Origin of the sequence: Microcoleus sp. PH2017_12_PCY_D_A, assembly GCF_020738565.1 — a bacterium.
GTDB lineage: Bacteria > Cyanobacteriota > Cyanobacteriia > Cyanobacteriales > Microcoleaceae > Microcoleus.
In genome coordinates this window covers 115,484-138,557 of the sequence record NZ_JAEQCI010000020.1, presented here as the reverse complement: position 1 = coordinate 138,557, position 23,074 = coordinate 115,484, and the positions used below count along the sequence as shown (strand labels likewise).

Annotated in this window: 18 protein-coding genes and 2 pseudogenes; 9 read left to right on the top strand and 11 right to left on the bottom strand. The window is 47.4% G+C overall.

The features are described 5' to 3' along the window. Positions 1–183 precede the first annotated feature (183 nt). Together JGK39_RS05350 and JGK39_RS05345 are read left to right on the top strand one after the other, a co-directional pair. A complete protein-coding gene (locus JGK39_RS05350) occupies positions 184–624 on the top strand; it encodes a YlqD family protein (RefSeq protein ID WP_293252077.1) in 441 nt (146 codons plus the stop codon). Positions 625–803: 179 nt separating this feature from the next. Further along, positions 804–2,090 (top strand): dihydrolipoamide acetyltransferase family protein, encoded by a 1,287-nt coding sequence (locus JGK39_RS05345; RefSeq protein ID WP_293252302.1) that lies wholly within the window; start codon positions 804–806, stop codon positions 2,088–2,090. 276 nt (positions 2,091–2,366) lie between these two features. On the opposite strand, the gene JGK39_RS05340 is transcribed toward JGK39_RS05345, so the two are convergent. Then, on the bottom strand, positions 2,367–3,800 hold the full coding sequence (locus JGK39_RS05340) for a DUF3370 domain-containing protein (protein ID WP_293252304.1): 1,434 nt from the start codon (positions 3,798–3,800) through the stop codon (positions 2,367–2,369). A 149-nt stretch (positions 3,801–3,949) separates the two neighbouring features. On the opposite strand from JGK39_RS05340, the gene surE reads away from it, so the two are divergent. Both surE and JGK39_RS05330 read left to right on the top strand, forming a co-directional pair. Next, positions 3,950–4,627: a 5'/3'-nucleotidase SurE gene (surE, locus tag JGK39_RS05335; RefSeq protein ID WP_293252079.1), complete on the top strand. Its 678-nt coding sequence runs from the start codon at positions 3,950–3,952 to the stop codon at positions 4,625–4,627. A gap of 997 nt (positions 4,628–5,624) precedes the next feature. Continuing rightward, positions 5,625–6,500, top strand: a complete 876-nt coding sequence (locus JGK39_RS05330) for a pentapeptide repeat-containing protein (protein WP_293252081.1) — start codon at positions 5,625–5,627, stop codon at positions 6,498–6,500. A gap of 127 nt (positions 6,501–6,627) precedes the next feature. Here the strand turns inward: JGK39_RS05330 and JGK39_RS05325 are convergent, their stop codons facing one another. The 8 genes from JGK39_RS05325 to JGK39_RS05290 all read right to left on the bottom strand — a co-directional run bounded on the left by JGK39_RS05325 (position 6,628) and on the right by JGK39_RS05290 (position 18,427). Next, positions 6,628–7,842, bottom strand: coding sequence for an FAD-dependent oxidoreductase (locus JGK39_RS05325; RefSeq protein WP_293295859.1), 1,215 nt, complete (start codon positions 7,840–7,842; stop codon positions 6,628–6,630). Positions 7,843–8,335: 493 nt separating this feature from the next. Beyond that, positions 8,336–9,868 carry an NAD(P)/FAD-dependent oxidoreductase gene (locus tag JGK39_RS05320; protein ID WP_293252085.1) on the bottom strand — a complete coding sequence of 511 codons (1,533 nt, stop codon included), beginning with the start codon at positions 9,866–9,868 and terminating at the stop codon, positions 8,336–8,338. A 564-nt stretch (positions 9,869–10,432) separates the two neighbouring features. Further along, on the bottom strand, positions 10,433–10,918 hold the full coding sequence (locus tag JGK39_RS05315; protein ID WP_293252087.1) for a CRR6 family NdhI maturation factor: 486 nt from the start codon (positions 10,916–10,918) through the stop codon (positions 10,433–10,435). Between the two features lie 393 nt (positions 10,919–11,311). Then, the gene (locus JGK39_RS05310; RefSeq protein ID WP_293252089.1) at positions 11,312–13,267 is read right to left on the bottom strand and encodes a DUF3685 domain-containing protein; all 1,956 of its coding nucleotides are present in this window, start codon (positions 13,265–13,267) and stop codon (positions 11,312–11,314) included. A gap of 47 nt (positions 13,268–13,314) precedes the next feature. Further along, complete coding sequence (locus JGK39_RS05305; RefSeq protein WP_293252091.1) at positions 13,315–15,567, bottom strand: hypothetical protein; 2,253 nt, start codon at positions 15,565–15,567, stop codon at positions 13,315–13,317. Positions 15,568–16,189: 622 nt separating this feature from the next. After that, positions 16,190–16,654, bottom strand: a complete 465-nt coding sequence (locus JGK39_RS05300; RefSeq protein ID WP_293252093.1) for a Fur family transcriptional regulator — start codon at positions 16,652–16,654, stop codon at positions 16,190–16,192. Positions 16,655–17,016: 362 nt separating this feature from the next. Beyond that, complete coding sequence (locus JGK39_RS05295; RefSeq protein ID WP_366048719.1) at positions 17,017–17,964, bottom strand: Hpt domain-containing protein; 948 nt, start codon at positions 17,962–17,964, stop codon at positions 17,017–17,019. A gap of 208 nt (positions 17,965–18,172) precedes the next feature. Further along, on the bottom strand, positions 18,173–18,427 hold the full coding sequence (locus tag JGK39_RS05290) for a hypothetical protein (protein ID WP_293252095.1): 255 nt from the start codon (positions 18,425–18,427) through the stop codon (positions 18,173–18,175). A 217-nt stretch (positions 18,428–18,644) separates the two neighbouring features. Between JGK39_RS05290 and JGK39_RS05285 the strand changes: the two are divergent. The 3 genes and pseudogenes from JGK39_RS05285 to JGK39_RS05280 form a co-directional block, all read left to right on the top strand. Then, a pseudogene (locus JGK39_RS05285) lies at positions 18,645–19,115 on the top strand (DUF1345 domain-containing protein); the annotation flags it as partial. Positions 19,116–19,209: 94 nt separating this feature from the next. Beyond that, the gene (locus JGK39_RS33580) at positions 19,210–19,308 is read left to right on the top strand and encodes a hypothetical protein (protein ID WP_366048770.1); all 99 of its coding nucleotides are present in this window, start codon (positions 19,210–19,212) and stop codon (positions 19,306–19,308) included. A 225-nt stretch (positions 19,309–19,533) separates the two neighbouring features. Next, positions 19,534–21,060: a mCpol domain-containing protein gene (locus JGK39_RS05280; protein WP_293252099.1), complete on the top strand. Its 1,527-nt coding sequence runs from the start codon at positions 19,534–19,536 to the stop codon at positions 21,058–21,060. A 174-nt stretch (positions 21,061–21,234) separates the two neighbouring features. On the opposite strand, the gene JGK39_RS05275 is transcribed toward JGK39_RS05280, so the two are convergent. Next, positions 21,235–21,705: a hypothetical protein gene (locus JGK39_RS05275; RefSeq protein WP_293252101.1), complete on the bottom strand. Its 471-nt coding sequence runs from the start codon at positions 21,703–21,705 to the stop codon at positions 21,235–21,237. A 129-nt stretch (positions 21,706–21,834) separates the two neighbouring features. Further along, positions 21,835–21,903: pseudogene (locus tag JGK39_RS33575) on the bottom strand (DUF433 domain-containing protein); the annotation flags it as partial. Between the two features lie 177 nt (positions 21,904–22,080). On the opposite strand from JGK39_RS33575, the gene JGK39_RS05260 reads away from it, so the two are divergent. Both JGK39_RS05260 and dps read left to right on the top strand, forming a co-directional pair. Beyond that, on the top strand, positions 22,081–22,341 hold the full coding sequence (locus JGK39_RS05260) for a sulfiredoxin (RefSeq protein WP_293252105.1): 261 nt from the start codon (positions 22,081–22,083) through the stop codon (positions 22,339–22,341). A gap of 92 nt (positions 22,342–22,433) precedes the next feature. Further along, on the top strand, positions 22,434–22,985 hold the full coding sequence (gene dps, locus JGK39_RS05255) for a DNA starvation/stationary phase protection protein Dps (RefSeq protein ID WP_293252107.1): 552 nt from the start codon (positions 22,434–22,436) through the stop codon (positions 22,983–22,985). Positions 22,986–23,074: the final 89 nt, after the last annotated feature.

Here is a 23,074-nt window from a genome sequence, read left to right as displayed (position 1 = left end):
GCTAGGGGGGATCTGGCCTGAATCGCCAGACAGAAGACTGATAATAGGTTTGACCTTAAGTTGACACCAACACCCGAGTCCCGAGTCCGAGTCCTCAGTCCTCAGTCAGACGGAAATATTTGCGAACTAATGACTGTTGACTAATGACTAATTCCTAATTCCCAATTGACAAGCAACAAATTTATGGAACCACAATTACTCTTGAAGCGATCGATTAACGTTAAAGTCGTCGTTACTCCCCGCTGGAAAGAAGAAGCTCAACAGCAACTCCAAGCCCAAATCAATCAAATAGATTCTCAGCTACAACAACTAGAAATGCAAGGGCAGCGGATGGTTTCAGAAATCCAAAAGTCAAGCCTGCAACCCCCCGGCCCGCAAGTAATGCAGCAAATAGAAAACATTCAAGTGCAGGTGAATCAAAGAAAAAGCGAACTGCTAGAACAGAAAAACCAAAACCTGCAACAGCTTCAGCAAGTGCAGGTGCTAGACCTCGAACAAGAAGTGAGTCAAGGTCAAATTGACGGCACGTTCACCGTCGGGCTGGGAGAAAACTTGATTCAAAAAATGCAAGTAGAAGTTCTCCTCCGCGACGGCATTGTCGAAGAAATTCGAGGTGATATTTAGAAATTAGAAATTGGTAATTGGTAATTGATAATTGGTAATTGGTAGGTAATTTTGAGTTGATAGCCGCACATCTTCGGACTAGAGGCTGGCATAATAATAATTATTGCCGATTGCCGATCGCCAATTATCAATCGCCAAATACCGATCGCCAATTACCAACTCACAAGGACTTTTTACAGATGATTCGCGAAGTTTTCATGCCAGCCCTGAGCTCTACCATGACAGAGGGCAAAATTGTTTCCTGGGTCAAATCCGCCGGAGACAAAGTAGAAAAAGGCGAAACGGTAGTCGTAGTTGAATCCGACAAAGCCGACATGGATGTCGAGTCTTTCTACGAAGGCTATCTAGCAATAATTATTGTACCAGCCGGCGAAGTTGCCCCAGTGGGAGCTGCGATCGCCCTAGTAGCAGAAACAGAAGCCGAAATCGCAGAAGCCCAGAAACAAGGAGCAGGCGCCCCAGCAGCCTCCGCCCCAGCAGCCTCCGCCCCAGCGCCTGTCGCAGCTACAGCATCAGCGGGTTTGCAGCAAAACGTCAGCCGCCAAAACGGGCGCAGCGTCGTTTCTCCCCGCGCTCGCAAATTAGCCAAAGAGTTTAAAGTAGATTTAAATTCAATCAAAGGCAGCGGCCCCAACGGTCGCATTGTTGCAGAAGATGTGGAAGCAGCAGCCGGGAAAGCCCAACCAGCCCCGGTTCAGCAACCGGTAACAGTCCCCGCAGCACCCGCACCCGCAGCACCCGCACCCGCAGCAGCCAAACCCGCACCCGCACCAATTCCAGCGGTAGCGCTTTCCGGTAACAGAGTACCGATGAATGCGCTGCAAAATGCGGTTGTCCGCAATATGGAAGCAAGTTTGAGCGTGCCCTGTTTCCGCGTCGGCTATACAATTACTACTGACAATCTCGACAAACTCTACAAACAAATTAAGTCCAAAGGCGTCACGATGACGGCTTTACTGGCAAAAGCAGTAGCAGTAACTTTACAAAAACATCCTCTGCTAAATGCTTGTTATGTGGAGTCGGGAATTCAACACCGCGCTGATATTAATGTGGCGGTAGCGGTGGCGATGGATGGCGGCGGTTTGATTACGCCGGTGTTGCAAAATGCCGATCGCCTGGACATCTATTCTCTCTCCCGCAGTTGGAAAGATTTAGTCGATCGCGCCCGCGCCAAGCAGCTAAAACCTGACGAATACAGCACGGGAACTTTTACTCTTTCCAATTTGGGAATGTATGGAGTAGATAAGTTTGACGCGATTTTGCCCCCGAATCAAGGCTCGATTTTGGCGATCGGCTCTTCGCGCCCCCAAGTCGTAGCTAATGAAGAAGGTTTGATGGGAGTCAAGCGGCAAATGCAAGTTAATATTACTTGCGATCACCGGATTATTTACGGTGCTGACGCCGCATCTTTCTTGCAGGATTTGGCGAAATTGATTGAGACAAATCCTCAGTCTTTGACACTTTAATCCGATACTGTAGGGTGTGCAACGCGCACCGTCCGATCGATCGATGTCGGCATGATATAGCCTTTCTCAGAAAGGTTCGCGGACGTAGTTGGGCTTGGGCCCTATACGTTTAAGAGTTATAGAAGCTTTCAGTCATACCTCATCTCTTTGAGAAAGGCTATATCTAAGTCAACCGTCCGATCGATCGATGTCGGCATGATATCTAATTCAACCGTCCGATCGATCGATGTCGGCATGATATCTAATTCAACCCGTGCGCAGTGCACACCCTACAAACTAATTACTCGATCGCACAGTCAGAACTTGCGGCGGAGTCGCATCCGGCGGATACAAGAAATCCACCTGCACCAAACGGCGTTCCCCCGGCTTCATATTCACATTCACCAAAGGTTCCCCCTGCTGTCCCCGCCGCTGCACAATGTGAATGTACCGCGTCAAAGTCTTCCCCGTATCATCATTAAACATCACCCGCACCGTACCTCGGAAAAATATGCGATTTTCCGGCGGATCGTAAAACATCAATCCCCCCGATTCCTTATTTGCCTTAATCGGTGTTTGCATTCTAATGCTCACAGCTTGCGACTCGCGAGACTTGTTATAAAGTGGAAAAGTTAAATTGTATTGAATCCCGTAATTACCGTGAGCAAAATAAGCAGTATCGGGATAGCGAGCTAACATTTTAGCGCTTTGAATTTGACCCGTCCCAAAAGTACCCGTATCAGTAGTGCTCAAAGCATAGGAAAATGACTCGCCGCGCTTGGGAACAGTTAAATAATCGGTTCTCGAATTGTCAGTAATTTTAGCTTTCCACTCGGAACCTTCAGCGACTCCCGCCACGCGCCCGTAAATTTTTTGCAGTGGATTTTCGCCTCTAGCAGTGGGAGCCAAATCTCTCGGCCCAGCTAAACCTTTGGTGTTTAAAATATTTTCCCACTGTTCTAAAGTTGGATATTGCTCGACTCCTTCTTTAGTTTGAGGAGCAAACATCGCCAAACTAGCTACGTAAACCGAATTGCTGCTCGATACTCGCATTAAAGTCGATCGCCCATTGGAAGAAGGCGTGACATTCCCCACAGGTATCGGCAAATTCATCACCATTCGGCTTTGATTCGCCGGAATCTCGATCGCAGCAGGCAAAATGGCTTGTCTGTGCCCCCGCAGCACATCGCTCGTAATGCGGCTGCCAGGCCCCGCAAACACAGTCCCGAATCGATTTTCTAAATACGACGGCAAATCGACAAACAAAGCATCCGGGCGAGTTAAATAAGTCGCTCCTTGCAGGATATTTAAAGTAACAGGTTCCGAATTGGGATTGTGGACAATTATGCCTTGAAATAAAGTGCGGGTTTCGGCGCGATTTTTAGCTTTAGCAATGTGGTGGGCGAAGATGTCAAATCGGCCTTTGAAGGCAAAGTTTAAGTGTGCAGAAGGTACTTGTTTTTCTTCTTGCGGAAATGTGGAGAGCAAAATGCCTTCGGTTTGTACAACTTCCGGGCTGTTGCTGTTGAAAACGGGGATGCTGTCGAGTTTTCCCGGCAAAACGCGCACTTGCTGGGGCACTGTCACGGTTTTCAGCGGGCTGCTGCTGGGTTGCGGTGGTGGCAAATCCAGTTCATTTTCCGGTACCGGGACTTCTGGCTGGATGATGAGTTCTTGGGCGGGAGGTGTCGGGATTGCTTGAGCTAAGGGTAGAATTGGTAACAAAAACATAGCTGTGAGCGCGTTTAACTGAACTTGCAAATTGCTTTGACGCAAAGCAATCGACACAAAACTTTACCACAACTAGGTTGACATTTCCTTGAGTTTTGGGATTTTAGGTCAATTTTGGCGGATATAGTCAAATTTAGGACAAATTTTCAATGACGATAATTTTAACCAACGACGACGGCATAGACGCTCCAGGGATTCAGGCACTTTTGCAGGCTGTAGATGGCAAGGCAATTATGGTGGCCCCTCAGGGGCAATTGTCGGGCTGCGGGCATCAGGTGACTGCTCACAGTCCGATTCATGTCGATCGGCGATCGGAATTTGAATATGCTGTAGGGGGAACACCCGCAGACTGCGTGCGTATCGCTCTCCATCACGTTTGTCCCCAGCCGGATTTAGTGCTTTCGGGAATTAACGCGGGCGGCAATTTGGGCGTTGACGTGTATATTTCCGGTACGGTTGCGGCTGTGCGGGAAGCAGCAATGCACGGTATTCCGGGTATCGCGATTTCCCACAGGATTAAAAGGCCGCTGGAAATTGACTGGGATGTCGCGACTCGCTGGACATCGCGGGTGTTGGCCGATTTGCTCAACCGGGAATCTAAGTCTGGGTGTTTTTGGAATGTGAATTTTCCGCATTTAGCGCCGGGAAGTGCGGAACCGGAAATTGTGTTTTGTCAGCCTTCAACTGAGCCGCTACCTGTGGTTTACCGCCAAGAGGGAGAATACTTTTATTATGTGGGAGAGTATGGAAATCGCGATCGGGCGCCGGGGACTGATGTTGATGTCTGTTTTGGCGGTAATATTGCTGTGACTGAGATATCGCTTTGATGGGATTTGATGCTCTAACTATATGTTTTTATCGATAAATTCTTAACAAATAGCGTTAGGTGCGATCGGCAATGCAATAGTTTGATATTCCTAGCTAAAAACTGATTTGAATATACTTTAGGCTGAGTGCAGCAGATACCCTAAATAAAAGAGCGTGTCCTCTCAATTACTCATAATAGACAAGGTTTGTAGTGAGGACTTTAGTCCTCATAATCTGAGGACTAAAGTCCTCACTACAAGCCAATCTTATGATTGCGAGCATTCTCGGCGGATACGATCTAATAAACCAGTTTTCGGATGAGCCGAAAATGGGATAGTTAAATATGTTGAAAGTTGAGAGCAATGACAATCGCACAAAATTAATCGCCGTCCCGAGAATGGCAGCTATCTCTACTTGCGATCGTCCGTGCTACCATAATTTTTCTTGTCATTCTTCGGCTTAGCAACACCATCAGGTTGTTTCTTGGGCTTTTTGACTTCTTTGTTGCTTTTTCTTTCTTTTGACATGAAGATTCCTCAATTTTTACTCATAATAACATAGATTGAAATATCTGCTTGAGCGCAAGTAAAGCGAGCTGCCTCACACAGATGTTACTCGCTGTTAGTTTAGTATAATCTTTGGTAAATTATCAGCTAGGTTTTGCACAAATAGCATCTACCGTTAGGCATATCCATCAATCCCTCATCGGTACAAGGTCTGAAATTAATTTTAACCGGACAGTTTTGAGGTCGCCATCTGAAACCCTTGATTTACCCGAAAGCCTATTGTGTGCCTCCCCAAGCGTTGCCTTCCTACCGATCCCCGTGAAACCATTATTTTACGGTTGACAGTCAAAAACAGCCCTCTGTGTTGCAAAAATAACTCAGTATATTGAGAAATATAAAGTTAATTTTCAGCTTTCTTCAAAGTGCGATCGCCACCGCTCCATTAGATATAAAATTTTTATAAAGAGTGAGTATTTCTAGATAAATTTTCGCTATTAGGAATCAGACCCCTATGGAAGTAACCGAGCTACTCAAAGACTACGAAAATGGCTGTAGAGATTTTGCTGGCGCCGACCTGGGCGGAGCCAACCTCAGCGGAGCTATCTTGGACGGAGTAAACCTTTCGCGGGCTAACCTGTCGTCCGCTAACCTCAGTCGAGCGCATCTGGCCAAAGCAGAACTCAACGGCGCAAACCTTTGCAGGGCAAATCTGAGTTTTGCCAAAATGGGTCAAGTCAGATTAGCTGACGCAGAGCTTACGAAAGCCAATATCAGCGGAGCTTACCTCGTCAAAGCAAAACTTCCCAGGGCGAAGTTGAGCGGCGCCCAACTCATCGGTAGCAACCTGCGGGGCGCCATCCTCTGGAACGCTAATTTGTGTGCGGCAGACTTGCAATTCGTCAACCTGCGGGGCGCTAACCTCACGGGAGCAAACCTTAACTGGGCTAACTGCACGGGGGCCAAGCTCAGCGGTGCAAAGCTCTTTGCCGCTGAATTAACAGGCATCAATCTCAGGAAAGCTTACCTCAACGGCATCGACCTCAGCAGGATAGACCTCAATGGCCTAAACCTCAGCGAAGCCAAACTCAACGGGGTCAACTTGGAAAGCTCGAACTTGGTAGCAGCCAATCTCAGCGGTGCTCAGTTGCGGGGCGTCAAGTTGACGGGAGCAGATTTAACCAGAGCAAATCTGGTGGGAGTTTCTTTGGTGCAAGCAAACCTCGATTGGGCTAGGCTGTGTTATGCCGACTTGAGCGAAGCCGATTTGAGCGGCGCAACTTTCATCGGAGCCAACTTTGAGGGTACTGTGTTAGCCGGCGGATCGACAAACGCTGCACCTTTGAAATATGGTGTCTATTTAACTGTGACGGGTTGTGTCGCAGCCTAAGCATTCAGCAAAAATCTACTCTCGCAGTGGTTTAACTTTTGATGCAGAGATGATTACTTTTGTGAGGGTGCTCCAGCCACCAGAAATTTACCGCTATTTTCCCGAGTTTGTCGCCTCACTATTGAGCTTACCCGATTAATTTCGCGACTCGCAAAGCAGAGGTAATCGCTCCTTCGTGCAAGCCATTCCCCAAATAAGCTCCCGCATGATAAGTGTTGTTCTCGCCGTTAGTCTCGATAACTTCGTCTCGGTATCGAAAAGACTCGACAGTATACAGCGGCGTGTGATGTTTTTGAATGTGAATAATGTGCTGTTTGTCGATCGCCTCCTCCAACTTAAACGCTAAACTGTACTCTCGCGGCGATGTGATGCCGCAAAGCTGATTCAAGCTCGCATTGTAGCCCCAGCCCTTGTCCGTCTCGAAAAAATCGAATTCCGATAACTTGCGAATACCGTAGCGATCGTACATCGAAGTATCCGAATGCAGCACAGTCGTGGCATAATTGGGTTTCCACGCCGCAAACCGCTTCGTTTCCGCCTCCGTCGGGTCAGCCAACAGCCTCATCACTTGGTCTGGCGGCATCGCAAAAACCACCTTATCAAACTCCTGAATTTCCCCATTAGCCAGCACAATTTTTACAGCATCAGCACTTCTAAAAATCTTGGCAATCTCCACATTCAGCAGTATATGGCCCTTAAACCGCTCCAGAATCTTTTCAATGTAAGAATAAACTCCGCCTTTAATCCTCACCCAATTTACCGAAGCATATTCCCGCAGCACAGGCATCGCCAATTGGGCTGGAAAATCGTCCAGCAATTCAAACGGTATAGAATAGCTGTACATCGTCAGCAACTTCAGCCAATCATTGCGGACGCACGACCTTTTCAAAGTCTGAGAAAGCGGCATATTGTAGAAATCGTGCTGTTTGGCAAACCGCATTTTCAAAATAAATCCAGCCGAACGAGCGTAGAGACTGTCGAGTTGCAAATACTCAATCAAGCGTTGCATTCCCGTAAAATTTTTTTGAATAGCAACCGCTGACAAAAAGTGACCGCCATCTTTAAAAAATAGCGATGAACCAATCTGCACGGGTTCTAATTCAACGCCTAGCTCCTGCATTAAAGCCGCGAAATTGTAAAACACAGTGGGAAATTCTAGCACCCCATTTTCTAATATTTCATTGCACTCAGATTGATTCGGCAAAACATTTTTATTCAGCGTGCGAATGTGTCCGCCTAAAATCGGCTGACTTTCCAACACAGTGACGTGGTGTCCCTGTTTGTTGAGCCAGTAGGCTGTAGCCATACCGCTAGCTCCGCCCCCAACAATTGCAATTCTCATGGTTCTCTCCTAAATTGATGTGGGATTGTTATTAATTGAATGCTTGTATTCCCCGCAGGACACGGCAATGTTCCGAGGTGTCAATTTAACCCGAAAAAACTTTGTATCTCTCGTTTGTAGCGGAGTCTCGATCCCCCTCTAAATCCCCCTTCTTAAGGGGGACAAAACGAAAAATTTTTGTATTTCTCGTCGCTCGCCGAGACCAGATCCCCCTAAATCCCCCTTAAGAAGGGGGACTTTGATAACTTCTTGTCCCCCCCTTCTTAAGGGGGGCGCCGGGAGAATCGGGAAGACTTTAAAGCTCTTGTCCCCCCCTTCTTAAGGGGGGTTAGGGGGGATCGGGGCCTCAGCATCAAACAGTAGATCCATGCTAGATTTGATGCTAAGCTGACACCAATAGGCACAGCCATCTCCTCATAGATATCAGCCAATTTTCGATCGCCCAAACCTCAACCCAAGCCACCAAATATCGCAGTTATTTAACTGTGATTCCTCACCCTAAAATCGCATCGCCGGACAAACGTTGATAAAGCAGCGCCCCCGTCCAAAATGTCGGCGCAAAGCCTGGATAGCCCGAGGAAGCGTTGCAAAAATAGAAATTGTTGAGGGATGTTTCGTGATTTAGCCGATCGACCCCCATGTTTTTCGGAGTCAGGGTAGAACCGTAGGAATTGCCGTTAGGACACCAGCAGAAGCGCTCGTTAGTCGTAGGACTTCCGGTAATATGAAACACCATGTGTTTGCGGAAATCTGGAACATAGTGTTTTTCAACTACGTCTAAAATCGAGTCTAAAATCTCTTGTTTCTTCTGCCTGTAAGCTTTGCGATCGGTCTCCCAAAGCTGTTTAAAATAACTGTAATTAGCAACAGTTAGAAATTCCACAATTTGACAATCTTCGGGACAATCCCGCCGCGCTTCCGTTAGTAAAGTCGGCGTGGTAATTGCAAAACTCGGACGAGAAAAATCATTTTTGTCATACATTTGAGCAAAAGCTTCATTCAGATCCAAGTGTTCCGAATGAAACGTATTCCACTTGCCAAATCCGTAGTCTCGCAGGTCGATATCTTTGACAACGCAGTACACCATGTAATTGGATGCAGAATACTCGTAGTCGAGTTTCCGCCGCACTGTTTTAGAGAACAGTTCCTCACCAATCATCTTGGCTGCTCTTTTGGGGTCGAGGTTGCAAATCACGGTTTCGCCCGTGAATTCATGGGTTTGATGGGTAGTCAAATCCATCGCTTCAACTCCCGTAACAGTTCTATCTTTCACCCTAAAATTCGTGACTTCATGGTTGAGCAGAACTTTCCCGCCGTTGGATTCAATGACTTTAACTAAAGAATTGATAACATCTTCAAAATGCTGCGTCGGGTAAAATGCACCTTCTTGATAGCCTCGAAACAAAGCAATCCAAGCATAGAAAGACAACTGGTTAGGAGGTAGCAAAAAGTCCGGCCATTGCAGGGCTAATAAAGTTTGGGCGGCTTGCGGGAGTTGGAATTTATCGAAAACGTCTTGCAGTGTGCTGTTGAGGTGTTGGACAGCGCAGAATACGTCACCGAAATTTTTGATTAATTCAATTGGTTTGACGGGAGGAGCGAGTTTTCTGAGTCCTTCGCCGGTTTTTTCGACTTCGTTGACGAATTTGCGAATTCTCTCGCTTGCTTCGGGAAACAGCGCCGACAATCGCCGGATCAATTCCTCTGCTTCCGAGGGAATATCGAGGGCGTACCCAGGCATTCTCATGCGATCGAAGCCATTCGGATCGTAGCGCTCAAAGGTGACATCGCGATCGAGATTGAGTTTTTTGAGGACTCGATCGACTGTATGTCCTTCGCCGCAGTCCCAAACGTAGTGAAATTGGGCATTAAACGTGTATTTTTTGGCCATGGTAAAGGTGTGGCCAAAGCCTCCGGGATGCTCGTGAGCTTCCAGGATGTACACGATGAGGCCGGAGTTTGCCATCAAGGCTCCGAAAACCAGTGCTGATAAACCACTACCGACGATGAGGTAATCTGTTTTCATGGGATATTTCCTCGATCGATTGAATCGGGCGATCGTTGTAGAAGGAAGAAGGAAGAAGTTCGGCAGCGGATTTTGTAGCGGATTTAACGGATGTAACGGATAGAATTCCCGATTACCCATCATGGATTACCGATTACCCATCAGTTCTGTCGTCATTAGGAAGAAGTAATCGACCGCATCGGTTTCAGCAACTAAGAACTTTCTCACCTACTTATATCTATCTAAACTAACTCTAAATTTTCAGAAAAGTGTAAAGTCAACCAATAGGATTGCTACGCGAGCTAGTTAAAGTATTGTATTTAAGCCGTTTTGCGGTTTCTGTTAAGATTTATTAAGATAACACGGCGGTTAAAACCGCGTCTATACAAACAAAGTCGGCCTGCGCCGACTGAAAAAAATTATGTAAAACGTAATTTTTACTACTTGTTCTTCAACCCGCGTCGCCCGGTTTTGTTTGTATAGGTTTCAACAGCGCGGTTTTCTGGGTTTCTACCTTTTTGCGTCAGTCTTAAGGTATAGAGTCATCTCCCCAATTAGGATGATGTTAATGAGAGGCGCGAGGTTTTATTTGTGCGGAACTATCACATCAAAAAAAGTATCATCCAAATCGTAACCAAACATCTGCGACATCGCCATCAACTTCGATTTACTCTTGATTCCCTGCTGGTTCAACCAATCAGTCAACACAAAAATTTTGCTCATCAAAAACATTTCTAAAGCTTCGGGATTGTATTGAATGCCTTGGGTGCGGTGGAACTGGTGCGGCACCAACATCGCGGCATAGCGGGCCAATTCTCCGGCTTTCCAATCGAGCAAAAACGGCAGCCAAGGATAACAAGCATCCAAGCGAATAAACCACAGCCGCACTTCGGGAAGTTCCGAGATTTCTCGGGGATCTAATTCTTCGCGCGGATACTCTATTTCAAATTGTACCTGCTGTTCGTTTTGGGCGATCGCCCCTTCGGCGAGCCACTGTTCAATAACAGTCCGCACCGGAGACAAATCTAAGCTGTTTATGCGATCGGCATCAATCGCTATCATAATACTCATAAAAAGTCAACCTTATAGCATTAAGTAAGTCCTTATCTATAATACCACCAATTAGCAGGTTTGTAGTGAGGACTTTAGTCCTTCTTCTTGAGGACTGAAGTCAGGTTTGTAGTGAGGACTTTAGTCCTTCTTCTTGAGGACTGAAGTCAGGTTTGTAGTGAGGACTTTAGTCCTTCATGAATGCGGACTGAAGTCCTCACTACGAACCTTGTAGTGAGGACTTTAGTCTTTCTTCTTGAGGACTGAAGTCAGGTTTGTAGTGAAGACTTTAGTCCTTCTTCTTGAGGACTGAAGTCCTCACTACGAACCTTGTAGTGAGGACTTTAGTCCTTCATGAATGCGGACTGAAGTCCTCACTACGAACCTTGTAATCGTTAATTTTTCCGCAGAATATCACCCATTTTTTCCAAACTTGCTATCCTGCAAAGAATTCCCAATTCCCTGGATAATTCCCCGCCCGATCAAACCAATTCCCCGCCCTATAACCTGCGTCAAAACGTAAACAACAGCCCTACCCAACAGCGAAATAACCGCGCGAACCCTAGGTGCGATCGCATCCCGAGTTTCCAGCACCAAAGTTAAAGCCAACTGCAACCCAGACAACTGTGCTAACTCCTGATTTCTGGGAGCATAAATAGAAATTCTCTTAATTCCTGAATCGCCCAAAACAAACAGCCAAAACCTGCTTTCAAAAATAGCTTTCGGTTCCACAAAATAGCTATCCCAGCGGTATCTCCACGATAAATCATTCCGAAACCGCTCAATTTCTCGTGTGGAAATTAACTTGCCATCGTAAAAAGTTTGCTTGATTTCCTCAATATCCGCAAAATTATTCAGCAGAGGCTGCACTACTGAGCTAGCAACTTGAATTACCAAATTTTCCAATAAAGCTTCAGCTCGCTGCATCGCTTGCGGGCTGCCAGCAATACAAGAAATATTGTCAACTGTTAGCGGAATTTCAAATAGCAAATGTGCAAATAAATCAACTGTCATCGGAATTTTGTCAAGGATTTCCGTGGCAACTGCTTTTTCATCTGCGAGCAGCACCGGCACCACTTCTATGCCGCTGCCTCCCCATAAATTAGCAGCGATTCCCCCTTGACTTTCTGGCAGTAGTTTTAAGCTTGTTTGACTGCTGTCAACAACCAGATTTTCTGCCGTTTGCAGCGTATAGTACCTGCCAAAAAAATCTATGATTGTCGATTCCCACAAATCCCGCAAAATAGCAGGCATTTTTTCCGACAATTGAGTTTGCTGCACTTGCCCCAAGAGCAATTCCTCCAGCAACTCGCGTAACTTCCGCAGGATGGAATTCATCAATTCGCGCTGTTTTGTCGATCGCAAAATATCGATTTCCAAAGGCACGCCAGTCAAATTGATCAAATTAAACTGCAATTTAGCAGCCACCGAGTCAAACAAGCTGCCTTGCCAATTATTTGCCAGCACCAAAGATTCACCCGAACCTCGGGAATTCGTGACTTGCAACTGAGAATTATTCCACAAACTCTCTGGTATTCCTTCTCCCCTCGCACTTCTCCCGTATTCCTCTACCTTCTCCCCTCTTCCTTCTTCCTTCTTCCTTCTTCCCTCGGACTTCTCTCCTTTTTCTTCCAATAACTGACTGACAATCCAACGAGCAGCCAGCAATTCTCGGCGGCGCCCGCTGACTACAAGCCTATCTAAAATAGTGACTAAATCTGTCGAATCTGTCACTGTAATCTGTTCTAAATCAGCTTTGACAATTGCCAAAGCTGCATCTATTTCTCGCAATCCAGACACACAAAAATAAGCCAGAATTTTTTTGTGTACGGGCGTATCAATTGTCAGACTCTCAGCATTTTCTTCTGGATTGGCTGCGGAATTTTCTATTGTTTTAACCGTCGGTGAATTTAGCTCTATTTGAGAGTTAGCTGGCGTATCTGTCGGCCAATAAGTGCCGCCAGATGCTACGGCGCGAATAGCTTCTATTGTCTCGGAAATATCTCTATCTTTAGGACAATAGCCCTTCGCGCCCGCAGCTTGTAACTGCCCCAACTGCTCCGGTGTCAGCGGCCCGCCTAGGAGCAACAGCGGTAGGTTGGGGTACAAGCTTTTGAGTTCGCCACAAACTGCCAGCGTCTGTATTAGACCCGATCGCAAACTTAACCTCTCAACAGCCAAAATTACCAAATCAACGGGCTTCTTGGCCCCGAGAGAGGCGATCGATCGAGCTTCCAGAACCCCCAAAGCCTCGGTTCCCGTATCCACATCTGCGACAACTTCCAAGTCTGGATACTGCTCGCAGGCGACTCTGAGCCCCAGTCGGAAAATGGGGTCGGGATCGATCGACAGCAGTTGCAAATTACTCACTCGATTTTAAATTTGAGATTAAAGAGGTCGATCGTGCCAAAACCCAATTACTCCGGAATCAAATTAGCATCAGGAGGTCCAGCCGGCTGAGGAATCGAAGGCGGCGGTTCCGGAGCCGGAGCCGGAGGAGGAGCAGGTTCCGGAGCCGGAGCCGGGGCCTCCTGTCTGGCGGGCGGATAGTAAGGTTCCGGCTCCCGAGCCGGCGGATAGTAAGGTTCCGGCTCCCTCGCGGGCGGATAGTAAGGTTCCGGAGCCGGAGCTGGAGCCTCTTCTCTGGCGGGCGGATAGTAAGGTTCTGGAGCCGGAGCCGGAGCCTCTTGTCTGGCGGGCGGATAGTAAGGCTCCGGAGCCGGCGCGTACTCTTCCTGTCGCGGAGCCGGCGCGTACTCTTCCTGTTGCGGAGCCGGCGCGTACTCTTCCTGTTGCGGAGCCGGCGCGTACTCGCGAGCGGGCTCCGGCGGCGGCGCAGTGTTGGCTCTGAGTTCGGCGCTCCAGCGCCCGATCGCACCTGCTGCCTCTGAGTGCAGCGCCCTACCGTAACCGACTTGGGAAGCCATATTAATCGCCGCCGACAGACTACCTTGAGATGCTAATTCCGCAGCTCGATCGAGAATCGGACGATCTTGAGCAACTTGCAGTTCGCTCACCCACTGATAGACATTATCCTGAGCTTTAGCGTAAAGAGTCCTACCGCTCTTAATTTCCGAAGCTTTGTCAATAGCCGCGGTCAGTTTTCCTTGCTTGGCCAGGGCGATCGCCTCATCTAAAAAAGGCTGATCTTGAATAACTTCTATGCGTTTCGTCCACTGAGCCAGGAGAGTTTGCGCCTCTACTCTGCGGGGACGGTTTTGAGAGATCAGAAGTACCTGAGCAATGCCGCCCTTAAGTCCTTCAACCGTTCCCGGTGCTACCAACTGCTTCGCCAGGTTCACAAAAGCTTGGTCTTCGATCCGCTGAATTTCGCGGCGCCAAGTAGCCACCAAAGTTTGAGCGTGAACCCGCCGCGGCTGACGAGGCCCGATGGTTTGCGCTTGCTCGATCGCCATCTGAAGCGCCCCGATTTGACCGAAACTCGCGATCGTGCTTGCCACTTGCAGCCGCAGTAAATCTTGAAACTGCACCTGTAAACTTTCAACTTGAACTTGAGCCTGCTTGTACAGAGGTCGGCCCGGAGCAATTTGGCTAGCAGCCCCCTGCCCTTCGAGCAAAGTAAAAATATGTTGTGCCAGTGGCGTCGATACCGACTGGTTCCACATCACCGCCTGAGCCCTACCCAACTGCATCAAATCTTGAGCTTCCGCAAACAGCGGCGAATCTTGGGGCACCACAGAAGCAGCCTCGATCGCCCCCGGAAGGTCCTTCCCCTTCAACCGCTTAGTCGCCATTGCCAGCAAAGTCCGGCTCCAGCCCTCAATTTCCTTTTCTGCTTTACCGCGGGCAAAAAGCTGCGGGTCTATTTTGCGAGCCAGGACGATCGCCTCAGCGAACTTTTGCGGAGTTCCCTCCTGCGCCAAATTTCTAGCCTCTTGCAAGCGCTGCCAGCCGTTTCTTTCCAGAGAAATTTGCTGAATCAGCTCGTTGTAGCGCTTCTGACTCCAGAAAATATTTTCCAGCTTAAACAGAGCTTGAGCGTAATCCCATGCCTTCCTCAAATCCTCACTTTTCAAAGCTGCTAGCGCTGTATCGTAGAGTTTTTGCCCCTCCTGCCAATTTTTTTCCCAAGCAGTCACAGCATCCTGTACCTCTGGGTAAGACGGACTGGTTTTCGGAATTTTCGCCACAATCGCCAGAGCGCCCTTCAAATCGCCCAGCTCAATTTTTGCCCTGGCAAATGCGAGCATGGCTTTCGACCATTCCCCGATCAAATGTTGGCCCTGCGAGTATAGCGGGTGTTCTTTCGGCCAAGCCTGCACCAGTCCTATTGCCGATTCTAGCTGTTCTAGCTTGCCCGATTTAGCAGCTTGCTGAGCGCAGTAAAGTCGCTCTCCGTCCGCCGCCAATGGCGACAGTTGCTGGCAATTCGGTGGCGGCGGCATCGTCAGCAACCACAGAAATGCAGCAGCACCCGTTACTCCAAATCCCACCAGGAGACTCAGCCAGATCAGTTGCCACTGCCAAAAAGTTCTTTTCCCCTCTCCCGGCGACGCCTCGTTAGAAAAACTCGCATCGCCTGTCGCCTCTGCACTCAACTGTGCCGTCGGTTTGGAAGATGGGTTGTATTTGGGTGGTGTGTGGAATTGGTCAGATTGTCGTCTCGCCATTACTTCAGCTTGTCCTGTAATGCGCTCTCTGCGTGACACTCCCACATCAAATCATCGATTGCGATGTGAGCTTCTGAACTCCTGTTAAGGAGATCGAGAACTTCCTTCAAGGTACTGGCAATCTTTCCCTCTACGGCGTTTTATAGTGAGGTTCGTGTCGCGCCCCACTGGTTGCTTCCGAGCATTTTCGGCTCAAGAAGCACGTAAATCATACCAGTTATCCAACAATTATTCACTGCTTCCCGGTGCAGTTTAGCTGAAAAAACAGTAGAAAGCCCCGTCAGTCTAGCGATTTTCGATTTTCGATCTTCGATTTTCGATTTGACTCCACAGATAAATTTGGCAGGGTTCTGAAAATGTTGCTACACAAAATTTCCTTCGATTCGGGCCGACTAAAAAATCAAGCGGGTACTAAACCCGGATTTTGTCTCAACTTGGTACGTGTAGCGGGTCGAACTATTTTTTTTGCTTATTGCTAAATTTTATTTCCCGATCGGCCAAAAGGCCCATCGAGTTTCATTTTTCGCGTACTGTGGCGAATTCCGGCGCGCGATGGCTATCTGTGCCCGATCGAGCGCTTCTCAATACTTAAATCATTTTATACCTGCAACAGCCATAGCAAGAATATCCCTTTTGCTTCTAACAGAGGCTGTCTCATCGGTTACGAAGCTTGTGGCGTATCGCTAGCAGTTGATGCTTCCGTAGCTGGCAGGGCCGATCTATATCCGTAGAAATCTATCCGGTAGTCTACAATTTTGACACCTGTTTGCTGTTGGATTTGTTCGATCAAGTCGATCGGCAATTCCACATGAACGTCGAGAATCTGAGCCGTATCCAAACAATTGACATGAGAGTGAGAGTCGCTGACATTCCCGTACAAGCGTCCCTCCGAGCGTTCGATGCACTCAATAATCCCGGCTCTCGACAAAGCTTCCAGATTTTGATAAACAGAAGTATGACCGATTCCCTTTGCTTGTTGGTTCAGGCGATCGTAAATTTCGCGAGCCGAGAGGTGTTCTTTTGCATCCCACAAAAGCTCTAGAATAAATCGACGCTGGCGGCTCAAGCGCATTCCCATCGCCTGACAGCGGTTTAAAGCATCTTCTAATGAACGAATTGGTTTCACAGCTACCGCCTTCTAAAGCCCGATCGATTTTTTATTCGGGTACAATACATTGCACGCCGATCTATATATACCTTAATTCTAACGCAGGGTTTCCCAACACTAGAAGCTAGAGGGCAAAAATCTCGAAGATAGTGAATTTTTTATCGTTGCCGGATTAGCCCGCTGCCAGCACGCATCAGAAAATTCTACTTCTCAAAAATATTGCCTTAACTCTATCTTCTACTAGACCTCTTGCAAAAATAGCTAGGACGGGCCAAGAGGGCCCATCCCACAAAAAGTTTTTTTTCTTGTGGAATGGGCAGGAGAGCCCGTTCCAAAATTTGATTAAAAGGGCTTTTGCAAGAGGTCTACTGCAACAACTCCTAGTTCGAGGATTTGATGGCGTGAACCAGTAACTTGGCGATTTCCGAGAGTTGCTTTTTGTTGAAAGTTTTGAGCAAAAGCTTGACTACCGCCTTCGGTTCGGCCGGAAGAGCTACTTGCTTCGACGCTGCTGCTGGGGCTGCGGTTGCGCTTACCTCTGCTGCTTTTGGGCTTGCTGCAAAAAGTAGCAAATTTTTACTCGGAGCGATCGTCTTGACTTTCCCAGTTTGCACCAAATCTCCCGCATCCTTGAGCTCTTTGATAATCAGCGGAGCTAAGACTTTATAAGAGTTTTTGGGATTAACGATCGCCCCTCTAGCAGTTTTAACTAAATTTTGCCAAGGCTCAATTTTACCTCCCAACTTATAGAGGCGAACGCAGACACCAGCCAACTCCTCGCGACTAGCAGCAGATTCTTTCTGCTTGAACACCTGCAACATCTCTTTAAGCAAAACCATCACTTCAACAGCAAAATTTGCCGGCGCGGCGCCCGCTGTTGGAGCCGCCCCGGGTGCACGAGTTCCAGCAGTAGCAACCGCCGCAACTTTGCCCGCCGCCAAGTTGTTGAGATGAGTTTCCAGTTGAGCAAAAACTGGCATCACCTGCTGGACGAGTTTTTCTCCCTCTTCATTCCTCAAGCCAAAAGGCCCTTCCAGTCGCGCCAGCAAGTCTTTAAGCGTATCAACTCCCTTTAAAAATAGAGATTCTGCCGTTTGGTCAACCTGCTTGACGGGCCCGTCCTTGAGTACCTTAAAACAATCTTCCAAGCGGTGAGCGGTTGTTTTAATACTATCCAAGCTGAGCATAGCCGCCCCTCCTTTCACGGAGTGGGCGGCTCGAAACATCTCCTGGACGCTTTCGGGGTCTTTCATCGTGGACTTCAAATCCACCAAACCATTTTCTAGAGTATCGAGGTGCTCCTTAGCCTCCTCTATAAACAAACGCATTATTCGGTCTTGCTGATCTGACACGACAGTCCTCCTAACAATCTCAGCACCCTCCAGAAAGCACCCTCTTCGCGGGAGGAAACACGACTCCTGCCAAAAGTCAGAAGCTCCCATGCAAAATATTCTAGCCTGCCTCAGCTAACAGACTGACAATACTCCTGTCTGGGCGGTTTTAACTCTCTTTCCTGGTGTGCTGGAGATCGCGATCCTAGAGTTCTGAGGGAGTGTCTGGAGCGATTTCGATGCCCATTCCTTGTTGCATCATCTGCTGATCCGTAATCAAGTCGTTCAATTCCTTGACTTCGACGCCGATGTTTTGGCAAGCCTCTTTGAGTTCCCGCTCAAAGGTGTTGAGGTCGCTTCCGTAGCCGCATAGCTCGGCGGCTGTGGTGATTCCTTGTTGGGCGTTGGCTTTGGCGCAGTCGATCAATTCAATGCCTTTGAGGGGTTGGGAGGATGCCATAGTATCAAACCACAATTTATCTTTTGTCCCACTGTACCTAGAACGTTGAGGTCGATCGATCTATCGAAAGGCATGAAAAATCTCACCTGTATTGCGTGCTACCAATTCATCGCTATTTTTTGGGATTTCTGGGCAAAATAACAGTAGTTAGGATTTTCTAACCCTTACTGTGCCTAACTTAGGCTAGATTACTGTGAGAAATGTTTCCAAATCTCAAATGCACTGGGTGTGGAGCGTCCGGCACCGCCTGTTTGCGTCTGTTCTGTTCGCCATAGCAGCCGCTGTTTTCCTGCCGCCTCACTATTTCCTGCTGACTCGGATGCTGTGCATTTGGAACGCGGGCGCTGTGAGTTTCCTGCTTTTGACTTGGATGCTGATGCTGCAAGGCACTCCCGAACTGATGCGCCACCACGCTCAGCAGTTGGACGCTGGCCGTTTGACAATCTTAAGTACGATCGTGGCCGCCGCTTGTGCTAGCTTATTGGCGATCGTCTTCTTGCTGCGCGATACCAAAGGCCTGCCCCCAAATTTGCTCTTGCTGCACTTGGGGCTTTCTGTGCTGACAATTGTTGGCTCTTGGATGCAGGTGCACACTATCTTCACGATGCACTACGCCCACGGCTACTACGGAAACCGCAGCAAGCAGCACGGCAGCTACTCGCAGGCGGGGGGTTTGGATTTTCCGGGCGACGACGAACCAGACTACAAAGATTTTTTATATTTTTCCTTTGGGATTGGGATGACTTGCTTTCGTTGCAGACGTGCAGACTACTTCTCGTTCCATGAGATTTCTGGTGCTTTTTCACAGCGTGCTCTCGTTCTTTTTCAACACCGCTATTTTGGCTATGAGTGTCAATATTATTGCGGGATTGAATGGATAGGATTTAGTAGCAGATGCTGCATTTTTTTGTAGATTCGCGATCGATCTTGTTTTAGGGCGCTGCTTATTGCCAGAATTCCTGAGTTGGAGGCAGGAAAGTCAGGCTAATCACCAAATTTGCAGAAGTCAATAAAAAATGTTACTATGATAACCAGTTATAGGGAAACTAGCCGCCTCTCACATAATTTGTGGTATAAACGAAAAAAATCAATACAATAAGATAAAAATGAACCTATCTCAAAAATCATTTAAGTTAATATTGGCAGGGAACACAAATGTACCTGCAATGATCAATGCCATTATCGCAGCTACCCTTCGGGCTCGAATAGATACAGAAAACCCCGATTTAACTTTTCGTCAAGTACATATCTTTCATACAGAACAATCATTGAAAGCTCTGACAGCTTCAACATCTTGGCAAAATGCTTTGAGCTACCATGAGATTTCCTCGACGAGTTTAGTACATCATGTCGCTAAAATAGAAGACTCTAATGATGAAAAATTTAGAGATCTTGTAGAGCAATTACGGACGATCGTTAATCCGATTGACAACGCACATAGTTACATTGATTTAACAAATGGTATTTCATCTCTCAAATCTATCCTTGCGGTTTTTGCTTATGTACTTGATATAAAAAATATTTATTCACTGGAAATCGATTTTTCTAAGGATGATCCGACCAGAAAAAAGCAAGCTGGTCTTTTTTATCATGAACTTGAGAAAGAAGGTGTCAAGATACAATATCGCAACTTTCCGCCGATACGGGAGTTTGATACTTTTGGCAAGCTAAATTACACAGAAGTTCTACGCCACCGTTCAATTATTGATGAACTCGTAAGTAGTTTGACAAATTTATTACCATCTGGGCTTGACCTTGAGCATTTGCGAGAGTCACTGCTATCTGGGGTTCATTCTCGTTTGTTGGGTGAGGTAACTGAAGAATCATATAGCCACCGCCATTCCGTTTTTGCATCCTCTGCTAGCATTGAAGAGGTTGCAAATATTATTCTTACCATTGTTAAAACAGCAGAGTTGGAAAATAAAACACTTGGTGTAAAACTAGAAGAAGTTAGAGATATTTTTGCCAAAAACCCCAAATATTTTGTTAACTTAAAAACGCTAGAGCATCTCACAAAGCTAATTACTTCGGTGCGTAATGATATAGCTCATCCCTCTCAAAAAAATGGATATTCAAAAGAAATAACAGCTATTCAATCTCGTTTATCCTCTCAGTTAGCATTTGCCTTTTTGCAATTTACGACTAAATCATTAGGTGCTTTTCTCGATCAAAATGGTCAACTCGTAAATATCCAAACTCTTGAAATAACTGTCGAAGAAGATGAGACAATTTTTTATTTTGGGTTTGATGGTGATTCTACTGGTGACTATTTGGATATGGCATTTGGGAAATCAAGCGAGGATGAAGTTAGGACACGGAGTAAGACCGTAAAAGGAGCAATTGATGCGTTGAAGAACTTGATACGCAAAGAGACGAAGGATAACAACAGTGTAATTTTTGCCGAGGGTGACAACCTCCTCTTCAAATCGCGTTATAAAGTGAGCTTACTCAATGAATTAAAAAGAATTTACAAAGATAAGACCGGATTAACTGGAAGCATAGGATATGGCAAAACTTTGCCAGAGGTTGCATTGGCAATGCGTTTATCTAAGGCAAAAGGTGGAGACAGCATTATGGGTATAGGTTTACGAGACTCTCAAGAAGCAAGTAACGCAGAGTTAACCGCAGACTAACTGGGTTGGTGCGGATGTGGTAGTCCTGCTTTCTTCCATGATGCAATTCCATGCAACTCTTTCTGCATAATAATTGATCGTGCGAAAGTCCGGCGTTTCTGCACCACTACCGTAAGTAGGCTGGAGCAACAACATCCACTACCCAATTTGTTTCAACTAAAACTGCCTTGGGCTTCACTTGGCAACCTTACTCCATCTAGGCCCACCAGCCCTCACTTCGCCAATTTGGAGAAGGGTAATTATTGATTCGCCTAGTAGGTTTCTTAAGTCATTTGGGAAGTTGTCCATACTAGCAGTCAGCTTCAGTTTCTCAAGCCATCGCTGAACTCGCGATTCAAACTCAATAGCAGGGTTGCCTTTCCATTGCTCATCTGCAGGTGGTAGCAAATAATCGGGAAGTTTCGCTTCACCAACTACATCAATTGACTCACCATTGTACTTCTCTAAGGAGTCGCGGAGGAGAATCACACGATCGCCAGCTACGACAAGTCCAACTGAACAACCAATGGATGCCATAGTGCGTTTAAGCTGTTCAATAGCGTTTCGATCGCCCATACCTATGTCTTTGAGCTTTACCTCAACGATTATCAGATATTCCCCCTCTTGGCTTGTCACAATAATATCTGGTTGGGATGTTTTCATCATGGCATTCGATCGCAGCGAATTTATTGGGTATGCAGTAAATTACTTTTATAGACAAGCGATCGACAAATGTGCGATCGCAGCTAAGCCCTTAATATCACCTAGCAGCCCTAATATAGCGAATTGTCAATTGTCCGTGACTCGAATTCGCATTCCTCGAATGCAGGGACGACCGCCACACTGACCCGCGGTTTGGGTAATGCGGGTTAACCAGCAAGTCGTTGAGCTCCTGACGGGGTTGCCTGCAAGTTGCTTGGTTTGTTTCCATTTTACCGAGTAATCATGTCCAAACCTTATTTTTGCGTAATTCCTGATTTTGCTTGCCAAGTCGAAGTCATAACGAGTATGATTTAACAAGAAGCAAAAAAGACAGCCGCCATGAGGATAGAAGAAATACCCCTCAACCAGATTCGCCGCCCCCTGCCCCGAGTCAACGACCAAACTAAAGTAGCCACCCTCATGGATTCCATCCGCGAGGTAGGTTTAAACGAACCCATCGACGTGCTAGAAGTAGATGGCCAGTATTACGGATTTTCTGGCTGCCACCGGTACGAAGCTTGCCAGCGTCTCGGTTTAGAAACCATTCGCTGCAAAGTCCGCCGAGCTCCCCGTGCTGTGTTGCAAATGCACCTAGCCTGAGCATTCACGACAGGCAAATATTCGATCGCCCAAAACTGTCAAAACAGTCTCAGATGTTCGATCGACAATCACCACTAACAACCTCAAAAACTATGACTGCCAACAACCACAAACAACACCTTTACCCGACGCGCATTGATATGTCAGCCGGCACCCGCTCGAACATAGTCGGGCTGCTCAACGCCACGCTAGCAACCACTCTGGACTTAAAAACTCAAGTCAAGCAAGCCCACTGGAACGTCAAAGGCATGGACTTCTATCAGTTGCACTTGCTGTTTGACGAAATGGCCGGGGAACTCGAAGAATACGTCGATACGGTTGCCGAACGGATCACAGCTTTAGGCGGTTTAGCTGTCGGAACAGCCCGCACAGCAGCCGCAGATTCGATCCTGCCAGAATTTCCTTTCGACATCCTAGACGGCAAAGAATACGTCACTGCTTTGGCCGATCGCTACGCACCCTACGCCCAACACCTGCGAGTGGCGATCGACAAAGCATCAGAACTCGGCGACGCTGACACCGCCGACTTGTACACCGAAATTTCGCGGGCAATTGACAAGCGTTTGTGGTTCCTAGAAGCGCATTTGCAAGCTTCTGCGGCAACTGCAACAGCCGCCGCTCGCGAACAAGTTGCCGTCAAATAGCCACTTCTGTTGTGGGGTGGGCATCTTGCCCGCCACAGGCAAGATGCCTGTACCACTTTCTGTTGTGGGGTGGGCATCTTGCCCGCCAC